Annotated in this window: 15 protein-coding genes and 2 tRNA genes; 8 read left to right on the top strand and 9 right to left on the bottom strand. The window is 67.7% G+C overall.

From position 1 onward, the window contains the following. Positions 1-7 precede the first annotated feature (7 nt). Positions 8-322, bottom strand: a complete 315-nt coding sequence (locus tag AAG688_RS05335; protein ID WP_411834327.1) for a hypothetical protein — start codon at positions 320-322, stop codon at positions 8-10. Positions 323-473: 151 nt separating this feature from the next. Between AAG688_RS05335 and AAG688_RS05330 the strand changes: the two genes are divergently transcribed. Then, positions 474-1,037, top strand: a complete 564-nt coding sequence (locus AAG688_RS05330) for a cysteine hydrolase family protein (protein ID WP_411834326.1) — start codon at positions 474-476, stop codon at positions 1,035-1,037. Between the two features lie 75 nt (positions 1,038-1,112). On the opposite strand, the gene AAG688_RS05325 is transcribed toward AAG688_RS05330, so the two are convergent. Next, the gene (locus AAG688_RS05325) at positions 1,113-1,988 is read right to left on the bottom strand and encodes a DNA methylase (RefSeq protein WP_411834325.1); all 876 of its coding nucleotides are present in this window, start codon (positions 1,986-1,988) and stop codon (positions 1,113-1,115) included. Positions 1,989-1,993: 5 nt separating this feature from the next. Then, the gene (locus AAG688_RS05320) at positions 1,994-3,313 is read right to left on the bottom strand and encodes a DNA methyltransferase (RefSeq protein WP_411834323.1); all 1,320 of its coding nucleotides are present in this window, start codon (positions 3,311-3,313) and stop codon (positions 1,994-1,996) included. On the opposite strand from AAG688_RS05320, the gene AAG688_RS05315 reads away from it, so the two are divergent. After that, positions 3,312-3,485, top strand: coding sequence for a hypothetical protein (locus AAG688_RS05315; RefSeq protein ID WP_411834322.1), 174 nt, complete (start codon positions 3,312-3,314; stop codon positions 3,483-3,485). The genes AAG688_RS05320 and AAG688_RS05315 overlap by 2 nt on opposite strands. A 25-nt stretch (positions 3,486-3,510) precedes the next feature. Here the strand turns inward: AAG688_RS05315 and AAG688_RS05310 are convergent. Further along, positions 3,511-3,585, bottom strand: a tRNA-Val gene (locus AAG688_RS05310). Positions 3,586-3,727: 142 nt separating this feature from the next. Then, positions 3,728-5,749 carry an excinuclease ABC subunit UvrB gene (gene uvrB, locus AAG688_RS05305; RefSeq protein ID WP_411834321.1) on the bottom strand — a complete coding sequence of 674 codons (2,022 nt, stop codon included), beginning with the start codon at positions 5,747-5,749 and terminating at the stop codon, positions 3,728-3,730. Positions 5,750-5,902: 153 nt separating this feature from the next. Between uvrB and AAG688_RS05300 the strand changes: the two genes are divergently transcribed. Further along, positions 5,903-6,460 (top strand): GspH/FimT family pseudopilin, encoded by a 558-nt coding sequence (locus tag AAG688_RS05300; RefSeq protein ID WP_411834319.1) that lies wholly within the window; start codon positions 5,903-5,905, stop codon positions 6,458-6,460. Positions 6,461-6,565: 105 nt separating this feature from the next. Further along, positions 6,566-6,642, top strand: a tRNA-Asn gene (locus tag AAG688_RS05295). A gap of 138 nt (positions 6,643-6,780) precedes the next feature. Here the strand turns inward: AAG688_RS05295 and AAG688_RS05290 are convergent. Both AAG688_RS05290 and sufT read right to left on the bottom strand, forming a co-directional pair. Beyond that, on the bottom strand, positions 6,781-8,526 hold the full coding sequence (locus AAG688_RS05290; RefSeq protein WP_411834318.1) for a S8 family peptidase: 1,746 nt from the start codon (positions 8,524-8,526) through the stop codon (positions 6,781-6,783). A gap of 307 nt (positions 8,527-8,833) precedes the next feature. After that, entirely contained in the window at positions 8,834-9,385 is a 552-nt protein-coding gene (sufT, locus tag AAG688_RS05285; RefSeq protein WP_411834317.1) for a putative Fe-S cluster assembly protein SufT, read from the bottom strand. A gap of 110 nt (positions 9,386-9,495) precedes the next feature. Here sufT and AAG688_RS05280 point away from each other — a divergent pair, with 110 nt between their 5' ends. Continuing rightward, entirely contained in the window at positions 9,496-9,915 is a 420-nt protein-coding gene (locus tag AAG688_RS05280; protein WP_411834316.1) for a hypothetical protein, read from the top strand. 60 nt (positions 9,916-9,975) lie between these two features. Here AAG688_RS05280 and AAG688_RS05275 read toward each other — a convergent pair whose 3' ends face one another. Both AAG688_RS05275 and AAG688_RS05270 read right to left on the bottom strand, forming a co-directional pair. After that, complete coding sequence (locus AAG688_RS05275; protein ID WP_411834315.1) at positions 9,976-11,427, bottom strand: NAD(P)(+) transhydrogenase (Re/Si-specific) subunit beta; 1,452 nt, start codon at positions 11,425-11,427, stop codon at positions 9,976-9,978. Beyond that, the gene (locus tag AAG688_RS05270) at positions 11,427-11,732 is read right to left on the bottom strand and encodes an NAD(P) transhydrogenase subunit alpha (protein ID WP_411834314.1); all 306 of its coding nucleotides are present in this window, start codon (positions 11,730-11,732) and stop codon (positions 11,427-11,429) included. Before AAG688_RS05270 ends, AAG688_RS05275 begins: the two co-directional genes overlap by 1 nt. A 250-nt stretch (positions 11,733-11,982) precedes the next feature. Between AAG688_RS05270 and AAG688_RS05265 the strand changes: the two genes are divergently transcribed. Genes AAG688_RS05265 through AAG688_RS05255 form a run of 3 tightly spaced genes read left to right on the top strand, consistent with a single transcriptional unit; the run spans position 11,983 to position 13,338 of the window. Continuing rightward, positions 11,983-12,549, top strand: a complete 567-nt coding sequence (locus tag AAG688_RS05265) for an RNA polymerase sigma factor (RefSeq protein ID WP_411834313.1) — start codon at positions 11,983-11,985, stop codon at positions 12,547-12,549. Beyond that, positions 12,546-12,902: a hypothetical protein gene (locus tag AAG688_RS05260; protein WP_411834312.1), complete on the top strand. Its 357-nt coding sequence runs from the start codon at positions 12,546-12,548 to the stop codon at positions 12,900-12,902. Before AAG688_RS05265 ends, AAG688_RS05260 begins: the two co-directional genes overlap by 4 nt. Positions 12,903-12,906: 4 nt before the next feature. After that, positions 12,907-13,338, top strand: a complete 432-nt coding sequence (locus AAG688_RS05255) for a DUF3106 domain-containing protein (RefSeq protein WP_411834311.1) — start codon at positions 12,907-12,909, stop codon at positions 13,336-13,338. The last annotated feature ends 277 nt before the right edge of the window (positions 13,339-13,615 follow it).

The following is a 13,615-nucleotide window of genomic DNA, read 5'->3' as shown; positions in this document are numbered from 1 at the left end:
AAGGAACTCAGTCGCGGCCGGCCGCAACCCGCGCCATGCCGCTGCGCGTCCTGGCGACCGACCACGCGGTCAGCCCGTGGCGGGCCAGCAGGTAGTCCACCTGGATTTCGTAGGCGCTGCGCAGGGCTTCCGGCAGGTCCTGCTGCTGCGTGCGCATGAAGGCGGCGAAGCAGCTCCACCATTCCTCCTCGCTGATGACCGGCAGGCAGGCGGTCAGCAGGTAGCGTTCCAGTTGCGCGAGCAGCAGCGCCATGTCGGCCGGCGGCGCGGCAACGGCCGGCGGCGGCAGGACGGAGGCGGGAATCGGTTCGTTCAGGTTCATGTCCGCAGTGTCGGCAGGACTGCGTGATGCGCTTGCGAAAGCCGGAGCCGCCCCCGCGCATGCGGCGGCGGCGTCCCGGTGCGGGCAGCAATCCGCCGCCCGCGCCGATGCTGTCACGGACCCTTGACCGACGCGCTGCTATCACCCGCCGATGACCTCCCGCACGACCGCTCCCACGCCTTCCGCGTTGCTGATCATCGACATGATCAACCTGTTCGATTTTCCGCAGGGCAAGGCGCTTGCGCGCAACGCACTGGCCGCGGCGCGCCGCATCGACGCGCTGCGCCGGCGCTACCGCCGGGCCGGCGCGCCGATCGTCTACGTCAACGACAACTTCATGAAGTGGCAGGCCGACTTCAACGAAATCGTCGCGCTCTGCTCGCACCCGGCCAGCCCCGGCGCGCAGGTAGCCACGATGCTGCGTCCGGAGCCGGAGGACTACTTCATCCTCAAGCCCAAGCACTCGGCCTTCCTCGCCACGCCGCTGCCGATCCTGCTGGCCAAGCTCGGCGCGACCCGGCTGGTCCTGACCGGCGTATCCGCCGAGTCGTGCATCGCCGCGACCGCGATGGACGCCAACATGCGCGAGTTCGACGTCGAGATTCCCCGCGACTGCGTAGCCTCTTCCTCGCCCGCGCGATCCCGGCAGGCGCTGGAACTGCTGGCATGCGCCGGGCGGGTGCGGGTGCTCGCCTCGTCGGCGGTGCGGCCGTGAGGCGGCGATCGCGGTCGGATACCCCGGCTATCCGGCCCGTGCAGTTCGCTACTCCCTCCAACAGCAATCGAGACCCTAGTCCGAATCCACGCGTCCGACGTACTTCAGGAACTCGATTGCCGCATCCTTGTCGCCGAATGTCCCGTCTATCGAATCACCGTTGCTGAAGCGCACGATGATTTCGTACTTGCGGAATTCGAAGGAGCCCGGCGACTGGTCGTGCCCATCGAGGAAACCCAGCGCATCGGCGACGGCATCGAAGCCAAGCTCGCTCCCGTACAGCGGTACGACGACAACCCTGCGAACCGTTCGGTCGATTGATTTGGCGAGGTCCCGAAAGAAGCCTTCCAGGACCGGCGCATTCAAACGGTAAATTTCATCCTTGACTGCCTGCCGCTTGCCTGGCGGCAAGGCTCCAATCTGCCTGACCGCTTCCGCGAACTTCTCGTCGGGCGTCTTCTCATTGAAGCCAACGTCAATCCCGGCCGTCTTGAATGCGGCAATGACTGACGTGTCCGGCAGCAGCACCGTCCTGAAGTTGCACGCCGCCATCTGGGCGATGGACGGAGCCGTGAACACGCCAGCCAGGACAGCCCCCATGAACGGTTTGTCCTTCCAGCGCGATTCGGCGATAGGAAGTACGGCGCCCTGGATTTCCTGCGCCTTGGCCTTCGAGTGCTTCTTGTAGCTCCGCCAGGCCGTCTCGATGAAGGCAACCGGGCGCCCCGGCTCGCAGTCGCTTCCGCCAGCCTCGATGACGAAATCCAGGTCGTGGGAGTTGCCGAACTTGTCAGTCCACGTGACCTTCTTGCCTTTCCTGCAAGCGCGCTTTCCCTTCCTGTCGAGATAGAGGCCGCGCTTGTCGCAGTACGCTCGCAGATGAGGCTCGACAATCTCTTCCAGCAGGTCGCCAATCATCTGGCCAAAACGGTGCGCGGGTGATTGCGCCATCGCCGTTATCCCTCAATCCAGAGGTGGCCCTCATGGAGCGGAACCGTGTGCTTCCGGTTCTTCCACTTGGTGTTCCGGTCACGAAGCTTGTGGAAGCTGTACGACTTGAAGCCATTGGCCACAGCCAGATCCCCGAGCCAGCGCTCAACCGGTACGTAGACTCCATACGGCGCGGAGTCCCCGACTACGAAACACACGCGCGAACCATCACGACAGGCATTCCGCAAGCCATTGAACACCAACGCCATGTCTGCGAAATAAGCGGCCACCATCAGGTGGTAAGCCTTCTTGCCCCCCTTCGTGTGCCGAATCTCGTCCAGTTGGCGACAGACAGCAGCCAGCTCGTCGCGGATTGGCGCGACCTCGGGCTGGGCCAGCAGCGGGTCGAGTTCGATTCGGTCGGCCGTTGCATGCTGCGAGCAAGACCTGACGATGTGCCTGCGAACAACCGACTGGAGGTCGCCCCAGCCGGAGATTTCTTCCCAGAAGACCATCTCAAGCCGGGTCGCATCGGCGTAGTCGTAATTGTTCGCATACGGCGGAGATGTAATCACGAGGGAAACAGAACCCGCCTCGATTGGCAGGCTCCGCGCCCGGGCGTCGTGCGGGAGAACCGACGCCGAAGCACTGCGGCCAGCCTGGGCGTGCTGCATATCGCCGACCATCTCGGCGATCTTCAAGTCGAAGGCCGGCATCGGCGCGATTACCCGCGCCTTGCTCTTGTTCGGCAGGAGATACTGCCACTGCGCAGTGCCGACACCGCTGCACATGCGAAGAATGCCCGTGATGGCGAGCCATACCAGCCTGGCGGCAGGCTCCGGGGCGGACGCCTCCAGCCTGCGGTATGCATCCCGCAGGGCCAGCAGGCCGTCCAGGGCGTCGTCCGAATAGCACTTGCGCAACAATTCGTGAGGGGCGCGCCGGCTCGACCGCATGGCAGCCTCGGCGGTGGTGCGAACGTCCCTCGCGAAAACCTGGAACCGGGGGATGTCGCTGGCCCAGGCCAGCTTCGCCTCCGCCACGCGCTGGACGAAGGGATGGCTCTCGTATCCAACCGAGGGAACCCCGGCAGCCTGCGCGGCGACGAGGGTTGTGCCGGACCCGGCAAACGGGTCCAACACCAGGTCTCCGGCGCCCATCCCTTCGTCCAGAAGGACCTGGCGCACCCATTCGGCCGAGAATCCGGCCGAGTAGCGGAACCATCGATGCACCGGTAGGCGCATGTTGTCGATAAAAGTCCCTGACCGGGCCGCCCGCTTCCTGCCCTGGGCTTTCGATGCCCGGGAAGGCAGGTCTTCGAGGATCGATGGCGCTTCGGTCAACATGAAGTTCTTCGAGTTGGGTAATGACTTCACGCCGATGATTACATGGCGGCACGGCTTCGACAGCACCGAAGACGAACAACCCCTGCGCCACGGCCCGGAAACGAAAAACCGCCCCTTTTCAGGAGCGGTTTTTTGGACAGGTTTCGTATTGTCACCACAATCCAAGCAATGACCTGACGCCAAGTCATTGATGTAATTGGTGGGCGGTACAGGGTTCGAACCTGTGACCCCTACCATGTCAAGGTAGTGCTCTACCGCTGAGCTAACCGCCCTTACCGGACAATGCCCGGCGGGGCGCGAATTCTAGCCCATCCACGGGTGGGCTCACAAGCCGCGCGGCGAGGCCGGGGCGGACCAAGCCGCGGGCCGTGCCGGATCTGCCCGTGTGGCGCGCTTTCCGGCAGCTCCGGTCGCCTACCCCGCCAGGCTGGCCTCCTTGAGCTTGCGGATCTGGTCGCGCAGCCGCGCCGCGTCCTCGAATTCCAGATCGCGCGCGTGCTGGTACATCTTCTGCTCCAGCGTCTTCAGGCGGGCGGCGAGTTGGGCGGGACTCAGGGCCGCGTAGTCGGCCGGTTCCTCGGCCACGCGCCGGGTCTTGCGGCTGGCCTTGCCGCCGTCGTTGGCCGCCTCGCCGCGCGCGCCCTCCAGGATGTCTACGATGGGCCGGGCGACCGACTTGGGCACGATGCCGTGCTCGGCGTTGTACTCGACCTGTTTGGCGCGGCGGCGGTCGGTCTCGTCGATGGCCGCCTGCATCGAGCGGGTCATGCGGTCCGCGTACAGGATGGCCTTGCCGCGCAGGTTGCGCGCGGCGCGGCCGATGGTCTGGATCAGCGATCCGGTCGAGCGCAGGAAGCCCTCCTTGTCCGCGTCCAGGATCGCCACCAGCGACACCTCCGGCATGTCCAGGCCCTCGCGCAGCAGGTTGATGCCGACCAGCACGTCGAACTTGCCCAGGCGCAGGTCGCGGATGATCTCCACCCGCTCGACCGTGTCCACGTCCGAGTGCAGGTAGCGCACCTTGACGCCGTGCTCGCCGAGGTACTCGGTCAGGTTCTCGGCCATGCGCTTGGTCAGCGTGGTGACCAGCACGCGATCGCCCCACGACACGCGCAGGTTGATCTCCGACAGCAGGTCGTCGACCTGGGTGCCGACCGGGCGGATCTCCACCTCCGGATCGATCAGGCCGGTGGGCCGCACGACCAGTTCGACGATCTCGTCGGCCGACTCGCGCAGTTCGTACGGTCCCGGCGTGGCCGACACGTAGATGCTGCGCGGCGAGCGCGCCTCCCATTCCTCGAAGCGCAGCGGCCGGTTGTCCAGCGCCGACGGCAGGCGGAAGCCGAACTCCACCAGCGTCTCCTTGCGCGAGCGGTCGCCCTTGTACATCGCACCGATCTGCGGGATGGTCACGTGCGACTCGTCCACCACCAGCAGCGCGTCCGGCGGCAGGTAGTCGAACAGCGTCGGCGGCGGCTCGCCCGGCGCCTTGCCGGTCAGGTGGCGCGAGTAGTTCTCGATGCCGCTGCAGAAGCCCACCTCGGCCATCATCTCCAGGTCGAACTGGGTGCGCTGCGCCAGCCGCTGCGCCTCGACCAGCTTGTTCTGCGCGTACAGCTGCTCCAGCCGCTCCTTCAGTTCGATCTTGATGGTGTCCACCGCGCTGAGCGTGCGCTCGCGGGTGGTCGCGTAGTGGGTCTTGGGGTAGATGGTGTAGCGCGGCAGGGTGCGCAGCGTCTCGCCGGTGATCGGGTCGAACAGGGTCAGCCGCTCGATGTCGCCGTCGAACAGCTCGATGCGCAGCGCCTCGGCGTCGCTCTCGGCCGGGTGCACGTCCACCACCTCGCCGCGCACGCGGAAGGTGCCGCGCTGCAGTTCGTACTCGTTGCGGGTGTACTGCAGCTGGGTCAGGTGGCGGACCAGCTCGCGCTGGTCGATGTGCTCGCCGCGCGAGAGGATCAACCGCAGCGACAGGTAGTCCTCCGGCGCGCCCAGGCCGTAGATCGCCGACACCGTCGCCACCACCAGCGCGTCGCGCCGCGAAAGCAGCGTCTTGGTCGCGGCCAGCCGCATCTGCTCGATGTGCTCGTTGATCGAACTGTCCTTCTCGATGAAGGTGTCCGACGACGGCACGTAGGCCTCGGGCTGGTAGTAGTCGTAGTAGCTGACGAAGTACTCGACCGCGTTGTGCGGGAAGAACGACTTGAACTCGCCGTACAGCTGCGCGGCCAGCGTCTTGTTCGGCGCCATCACCAGGGTCGGCTTCTGGATGCGCTGGACGACGTTGGCGATGGTGTAGGTCTTGCCCGAGCCGGTCACGCCGAGCAGGGTCTGCTTGGCCAGGCCGGCCTCGAAGTTGGCGGTCAGCTTCTCGATGGCCTGCGGCTGGTCGCCGGCCGGCGAATACGGCGAGACGAGCTGGAATTGATCGGTCATGGGGGATGTCCGTGGTCGATCCGCAAGTATAGGCCCGGCGGCGATGACGGCCGGGTGCGGGGATTTCCTACGCGTTCATGCTGGAGCGGCCGATGCGCGGCGTCTCCGTCGCGCGCCATCCTGCGGACCCATGCCCCCTCATGGAGGATCGACATGGACAGGATGTCCGCAGGTATCGTCCGGCCGTTCCGGCGGCCGGACGGCTTCACGCTGGTGGAAATGGTCATGGCGATGGCGGTGCTCGCCGTGCTGATCGCCGTCGGCTTGCCGGCCTTCCGCACCACGCTGCAAGGGCAGCGCACGGGCGCCGCGATGCACCTGCTGTCGAGCCACCTGGCCCATGCCCGCCTGGCCGCCATCCAGCACCGCACCGTGGTGATGGCCTGCCCGTCCGACGGACATTCGCAGTGCCGGCAGGATGGCGACTGGTCGCAAGGATGGATGGTGTTCATCGATCGCGACGGCAACCGGCAACCGGATGCGCCGGCCGACATCCTGCGGGTCGAGCGGCCGCCACTGGATGCGCACATGCGCATGGCCTCGGGGCAGGGCCGCCCATTGGTACGCTACCTGCCCGACGGCCGCAGCGCCGGCTCCAACCTGACCGTGCGGATCTGCCGTGAAGGCGCGCTACTGGGCTCGGTCATCGTCAACAACGTCGGCCGCGTGCGCTCGACCCGGCCCACCGGCGCGGCACCCTGCGGGGACTGAAGCCGGGCCGTTTCCATCGCGCCCGCGAGGCATCTTCCCCACGCCCATCACCCGACATGGCTGGTCTTGCCGTGCCCGGAACAGCCCATTACAATGGCGGACTCCGCCCGAATAGCTCAGCCGGTTAGAGCACTTGACTGTTAATCAGGGGGTCGTTGGTTCGAGTCCAACTTCGGGCGCCAGAAAATTCAAGGGCTTGCGAGCAATCGCAAGCCCTTTTTTCATGGTGTCGGCAAGAAGTCCGGCACTATTGCCTTGCAAGAAAAACCCGCCGCCGGCATTGGCCGGCGGCGGGCGGTTTCATCCCTGAAAACCGTGACTCAGTAGCTGGCGCGCAACGTCACGCCGGAGAAGCTGCTGTAGGCCTTCACCCGGATGTGCCAGGTGCCCGCCGACGGTGCGTTGAACGTGCAGGTCTCGCTGTTGCCGACGCGGTAGGGACGGCAGTTGTAGGCGGTATCGGTCGGCGCGCTGCCGAAGCGGACGTACACGTCCGCATCGCCGCTGCCGCCCGACATCTGCACGGTGAAGGTGCTGCGGCCGGCCGGCACGGCGATGGTGTAGTTCAGCGAGTTGCCGGTGGTCGCGGCCAGCCCGGTGACCGGCACGCCGTTCTGGAGCACGTTGCCCGGGTTAGGGTTGCCGCCGCCCTGCACCGCCACCACCGCGGCGTCGGCATTGGCGATGCCGGCGCCGCATCCGCCCGAACACGTGCCCGGCAGCGGCCGCGCGGTGTTCTTGAGGATGGTCTCGATCTGCGCGGGCGTGCGCGGCGTGGACGCGGCCGACTGCATCAGCGCGACCACGCCGGCCACGTGCGGCGCCGCCATCGAGGTGCCGTTGTACGACGCGTAGCTGGCGCTGGCCGGCGTGGTGGTGCCGGTGTTGAGGGTGGACAGGATCGCCTGGCCCGGAGCGGAGACATCGATGGCCGCGCCGTAGTTGGAGAAGCTGGCGCGCGAGCCGGCCGAGGTCGTCGCCGCCACCGAGATGACGTTGGCGCAGTTGCCCGGGTTGTAGCCGGAGACGTTGGCGTTGCTGTTGCCGGCCGCCACCACCACCGTGCTGCCGCGCGAGACCGCGCTGTTGATCGCGTTCTGGTAGGTGGTCGAGCAGGCGCCGCTGCCGCCGAGCGACATGTTGATGACCTCGGCCGGATTGGCATTGGCCGGCACGCCGCTGACCGATCCGCCCGAGGCCCACACGATCGCGTCGGCGATGTCCGAGAGCATGCCGCCGCACTTGCCGAGCACGCGCACCGGCACGATCTTGGACTGGTAGGCCGTGCCCGCCACGCCGGTGGCGTTGTTGGTCACCGCCGCGACGGTGCCGGCCACGTGGGTGCCGTGCCAGCTCGAATTGGAACCGGGAACGCCGGCGCCGCATTCGTTGGCCGCGTACCAATCGCCTTCGTCGTTGGCATTGCTGTCGCGGCCGTTGCCGTCGCGCGCCATCGACGCGTTGCTGATGAAGTCGTAGCCCGGCAGCACGTTGGCGTTCAGATCCGGATGGTTGGTGATGCCGGTATCAATCACCGCGACGACCACGCCGGCGCCCTTGGCCTTGTCCCATGCCGGCTGCACGTTGATCGAGGCGGCGCTGGTACCGAAGCCCCACTGCTCGGAGAAGCGCGTGTCGTTGGGCGTCAGCGCGATGGTCATGCGCTGGTCGACCTCGACGTACTCGACGTCGGGATCGGCCGCCAGCTGGCGCATCAGCGACTCGGCCTCGGCGCGGTCCAGCTTGCGGTCGGTGCGGATCACCTCGCCGCCGACGGCGGTCCGGCGCAGGTGTTGCAGGGTCGCCGCGCGTCCCTGGCGCTTGGCCAGCGCCGTGGCGGCGGCGGTATTGAGCGAGCGGTTCAGCTGGGTGGCGGTCGCGGTAGCGGTGCTGCCGTCGCGGTACTTGACGATGAACTGCTCGAAACCCTCCGGTTCGTTGGCCTGCAGGCCGCTCAGGTTGACTTCGCCGGCCAGGCCGGGGAACACGTACAGCGCCGCGACGGCGGCGGTGGTGGCCAAGGCCACCAGTTTGAGGCGGTTGCGGTGCTTCGGTGAATCAGACATCGGACTTCCCTCTTCTGATGATGATTACCGCTCAGGGGCGGCTCGAATTCCGGAACGAGCACCTGTCAGGCTGCCAAGGGGGGATGTAACCAGGCCGGCTCTCTCCTTCCGGACAATGTCCCGCTGTCGCGGGGCCGGGGCACCGTACGCATAAACAAGGACTGAATACGTGACTGGAATCGCATTCAGATGAAACCATTGGCGCAGGCCTTGCATGAACAGCGCCGTCGACCGCCAACCTGTGACGGCCTAGAAGTAGATTCAGATACTTGATGAAGCCTTCACGAGGCGTGCGAAGGCACTCGCCTTACAGCATGCCTGTCTCGAGCTTGGCCGCTTCGGACATCATGTGTCTTCCCCACGGCGGGTCGAAGACGAGATCCACGTCCGCCTCGGCGATGGTCGGAATCATCTCGAGCTTGCTGCGGACATCATCGACGAGGATCTCGCCCATCCCGCAACCCGGCGCGGTCAGGGTCATCTTGACATCGACCTGGCGCTGGCCGTCCTCGCGACGGCTGATCACGGCCTCGTAGACCAGGCCCAGATCGACGATGTTGAACGGGATTTCCGGATCGAAGCAGGTGCGCAACTGGCTCCAGACCATCGCCTCGACCTCGTCGTCGCTGGCGTTCTCGGCCAGTTGCAGCGGCACGGCCGGTTCCTTGCCGATGGCGTCGCCGTCCTTGCCGGCGATGCGGAACAGGTTGCCCTCGACGAAGACGGTATAGCTGCCGCCCAGCGCCTGGGTGATGTAACCGTAGCTGCCCGCGGGCAGGGTCACGCTTTCGCCCTGCGGCACCAGCACGGCATCGCAATCGCGTTCGAAATGGACGGGTTCGCTGCTACGGGAGTACATGCCGTGACCAGATGAGGGCGCCGGGGCGCCGGGGCAAGGCCGATATTGTAGCCGGCGCCGGAAAATCCCGCGGCCAGGGCTTATCCTTGGCGGCCATCCACGGAGTCTCCATGCCCCCTGCAGCCCCCGCCTCCCGGCCGCGCCGCTGGCTGCCTCCGTTGATCCTGCTGCTGGGCGGTGCGTGCTTCGTGCTGATCTGGGTGCTGCTGGCGCTCTACCTGGGCAAACAAGCGGGCTGGATGGCGCTGCTCGGCGCGGTCGACGTGGCGCTGGTGCTGCGCCTGGCCGGCATGCGCCCCGGCCCACCACGGGTGATCGCGGCGGCGGCGGCGACGGCGCTGATCGTCGCGCTGGCGCACTGGTTCATCGCCGCCTCGCAGGTGGGCATGGTGCTGGGGCTCAATCCCTGGGAATCGGCGCTCAAGCTCGGCGCCCACCACGCCTGGACGCTGATCACCCTGGCCAACGGCGGCATCGACTGGATCTGCCTGCTGCTGTCGCTGCCGCTGGCGGCGTGGCTGTCGCGCTGAACCCGGACCGCCACGCCCGTCCTCGCGGCGACGAAGGGGCGGCAGCGCCGCCCCGTCCGCTCAATGCCCGCCGTCCAGCGCCTTCAGCTCGCTGACCAGCGCGCTGGCCGCCTCGGCGCCGTCGCCGTAGAGCATGCGGGTGTTGTCGGCGTAGAACAGCGCGTTCTCGATGCCGGCGAAACCGGTGCCCTTGCCACGCTTGATGACGATGGTGTTCCTCGAATCGACCACGTCGAGGATCGGCATGCCGTAGATCGGGCTGGACGGGTCGGTCTTGGCGACTGGGTTGACCACGTCGTTGGCGCCGATCACCAGCGACACGTCGGTGGTGGCGAACTCGGGGTTGATGTCGTCCATGTCGACGATGAGGTCGTAGGGCACGCCGGCCTCGGCCAGCAGCACGTTCATGTGGCCGGGCATGCGGCCGGCGACCGGGTGGATGGCGAACTTCACCTTGACCCCGCGCTCGATCAGCCGCTGCGCCAGCTCCCAGATCTTGTGCTGCGCCTGCGCCACCGCCATGCCGTAGCCGGGCACGATCACCACGCGCTCGGCGAAGGCCATCATCGCGGCGACGTCGCCGGCCTCGATCGGCTTCTGGCTGCCGCTGATCTCCTGCGCCTGCCCGCCGCCGCCGAAGTGGGAGAACAGCACGCCGCTGATCGGCCGGTTCATCGCCTTGGCCATCAGCCGGGTCAGCAGGATGCCGGCCGCGCCGACCATCATGCCGGCGATGATCAGCGCCTCGTTGCCCAGCACGTAGCCCTCGAACGCCACCGCCAGGCCGGTGAAGGCGTTGTACAGCGAGATCACCACCGGCATGTCGGCGCCGCCGATCGGCAGCGTCATCAGCACGCCCAGCGCCAGCGCGACGATGAAGAAGGCGATGATCGCCACCGGATCCAGGGTGACGCCGGCCCACACGCCCAGCGCCGCCATCGCCACGAACACCAGCAGGTTGAATGCCTGCTGGCCCGGGAACGCCATCCGCTTGTCCAGCCGCCCGTCCAGCTTGGCCCAGGCGACGATCGAGCCGGACAGCGCCACCGCGCCGATCGCCGAGCCGATGATCGCCAGCGACAGGGTGATCGCGCCGGGCTGGCGCGCGGCCAGTTCGGCGATCGCCGTCTCGCTCCAGTGGCTGGTGTCGCGGTTGGCCAGGAACGAGAAGCGCAGCAGTTCCACCGCGCCGATCGCCGCGGCCGAACCGCCGCCCATGCCGTTGTACAGCGCCACCATCTGCGGCATGTCGGTGATCGGCACCTGCTTGCCCGACACCCACGCCACCGACGTGCCGATGGCGATGGCGGCGATGATCAGCGGGATGTTGTGCAGGTCGGGCAGGAAGAACGTGGCGACCGTGGCGATCAGCATGCCCAGGCCGGCCCAGCGGATGCCGCTGCGCGCGGTCATCGGCGAGGCCATGCGCTGCAGGCCGAGCAGGAACAGGGTGGCGGCGACCAGGTAGCTGGTGGCGACCAGCCAGCTGCGGATCTCGTCGAGCGAACCCATCAGCGCGTCTCCTTGCCGGCCGGCTTGCGCGAGCTCTTGAACATCTCCAGCATCCGCTCGGTGACCACGTAGCCGCCGGCGGCGTTGCCCGCGCCCAGCAGCACGGCGACGAAGCCGATGGCCTTTTCCAGCGTGGTGTCGGCATGGCCCAGCACCACCATCGCGCCGATCATCACGATGCCGTGGATGAAATTGGAGCCGGACATCAGCGGCGTGTGCAGGATCACCGGCACCCGCGAGATGATCACGTGCCCGGCGATGGCCGCCAGCATGAAGATGTACAAGGCCACGAAACCGTCGTTCATCCACGCACTCCCTGGTTGTCTGGAGCCGGCGCCGGCCGGCTTCGCCGCATCATAACCGCAGCTTAACCCGCGGGTCTCCCCGCCCGCGCCCGGCGCTGTCAACGGGCGGGCCGCGGATGCGTTATCCCTGCAGTTCCCGGTTTCCCCGCAGGAGTCGCGTGATGCCCCCATTGCCGCCCGCGCGCCGTTTCCCGCCGCGCGCACGGAAGCCGCCGTTTCGCGGCACGCCGGCAGGCCAGGAAGCTAAGCTGTGCTGGTGAGCACCGGCCCGACCCAGGAATGTGCACCGGCCGCGCCGCCGCGCGTGGCGGCCTCGCTGGACCAGTTCCTGGCCGACGTCGGCACGCGCGCCTTCCGCTTCGCCGAGGCCGGGCTGCGCAGCCGCGACGACGCGCTGGACGCGGTGCAGGAGGCGATGATGAAGATGCTGGCCTACCAGGGCCGCCCGGCGGAGGAATGGACGCCGCTGTTCTGGAGCATCCTGCGCCGCAAGATCGTCGACTTCCAGCGCCGCCAGACCTTCCGGCTGCGCTGGCTGCAGCCGGGCTCCGAGCGCGAGGACGGCAGCGTCATCGACTGGGCCGACGGCGCCGCCGGCCCGGCGCAGTCGCACCAGCAGCAGGCCGCCTACCAGCGGCTGGTGCAGGCGCTGCGGAAGCTGCCGGCGCGCCAGCGCGAGGCCTTCACCCTGCGCGTGCTGGAGGAACTGGACGTGGCCGACACCGCCCGTGCGATGGGCTGCTCGGAAGGCTCGGTCAAGACCCATCTTTCGCGCGCGCGCGACGCGCTGCAGAAGCAACTCGAGGATTACGTATGAACGCCCCTTCCCACGACGACGCCTTCGACCGCCAGGCCCGGCAGTTGCACGCGAACGCGCTGGCGCGGTTGACGCCGCAGACGCTGGCGCGGCTGCGTGCCGCGCGCCAGCAGGCCGCCGCCGCACCCGCGCCGCGTCGCGGGCAATGGCGCTGGCTGGCCGCCACCGCCTGCTCGATGGTGCTGGCGGTGCTGGTGGTCACCCGCTTCTCGCCCTCGACGACGGAGCCGGCCACCGAGGCGCCGGCGATCGCGGCCGCCAGCGAGGGCGAGGGCGATACCGTGCTCGACGAGAACCCCGATTTCTTCCTGTGGCTGGCCACGGCCGACAACCCGCCGCTGGCGATGGAGTGAACCGATGAAGACCCGACTGTTGCCGCTCGCGATCCTGCTGCTGGGCGCCGCCTCGGCCTGGGCGCAGGACAAGCCCGCCGCGCTGCCCGCCTGGGAAAACCTGACCGCCGAGCAGCGCGAACTGCTGATCGCCCCGGTCCGCGAACGCTGGAACGCCGATCCCGCCAGCCGCGCCCGCCTGATGGAGCATGCGCGGCGCTGGCAGAGCATGACCCCCGAGCAGCGCGCGCGCGCGCGCCACGGGGTCAAGCGCTTCGAGGTCATGAACCCCGAGCAGCAGCGGCAGGCCCGCGCGCTGTTCTCCCACACCGCCACGATGACGGACGAGCAGCGCAAGCAGTTCTTCCAGCAATGGAAGGCGATGACGCCCGAGCAGCGCCGCGACTGGATCGACAGGCAGCCCTCGCAACCGGAGACGCAGCGGCGCGGGCGTTGATGCATCGCCGCCCGGCCTTCGCCCGCCCGTCGTAGAGCCCGAGCTTGCTCGGCTTGCCCTGCGCGCAAGCTGAAAGCAGCCGAGCAAGCTCGGTTCTACAGAGAGGAATAATCTGCGCGGCTTTCAGCGTGCGACCCGTATCGGTTGAAAGACATCGGTCCCGCCTGCGGGTGCGGCCGACGCTCTTGCGCCTCCCTCCTCGCTCCCCTTCCTACCTGGCCCAATCCCATTCGGGCGCTCCCGTCGAACCACGTGCCTGCCGAGATGCCTCGGTCGC

The organism is Pseudoxanthomonas mexicana (assembly GCF_046736355.1).
Classification (GTDB): Bacteria; Pseudomonadota; Gammaproteobacteria; order Xanthomonadales; family Xanthomonadaceae; genus Pseudoxanthomonas_A; species Pseudoxanthomonas_A mexicana_B.
This window is presented reverse-complemented; position numbering and strand designations above follow the sequence as displayed.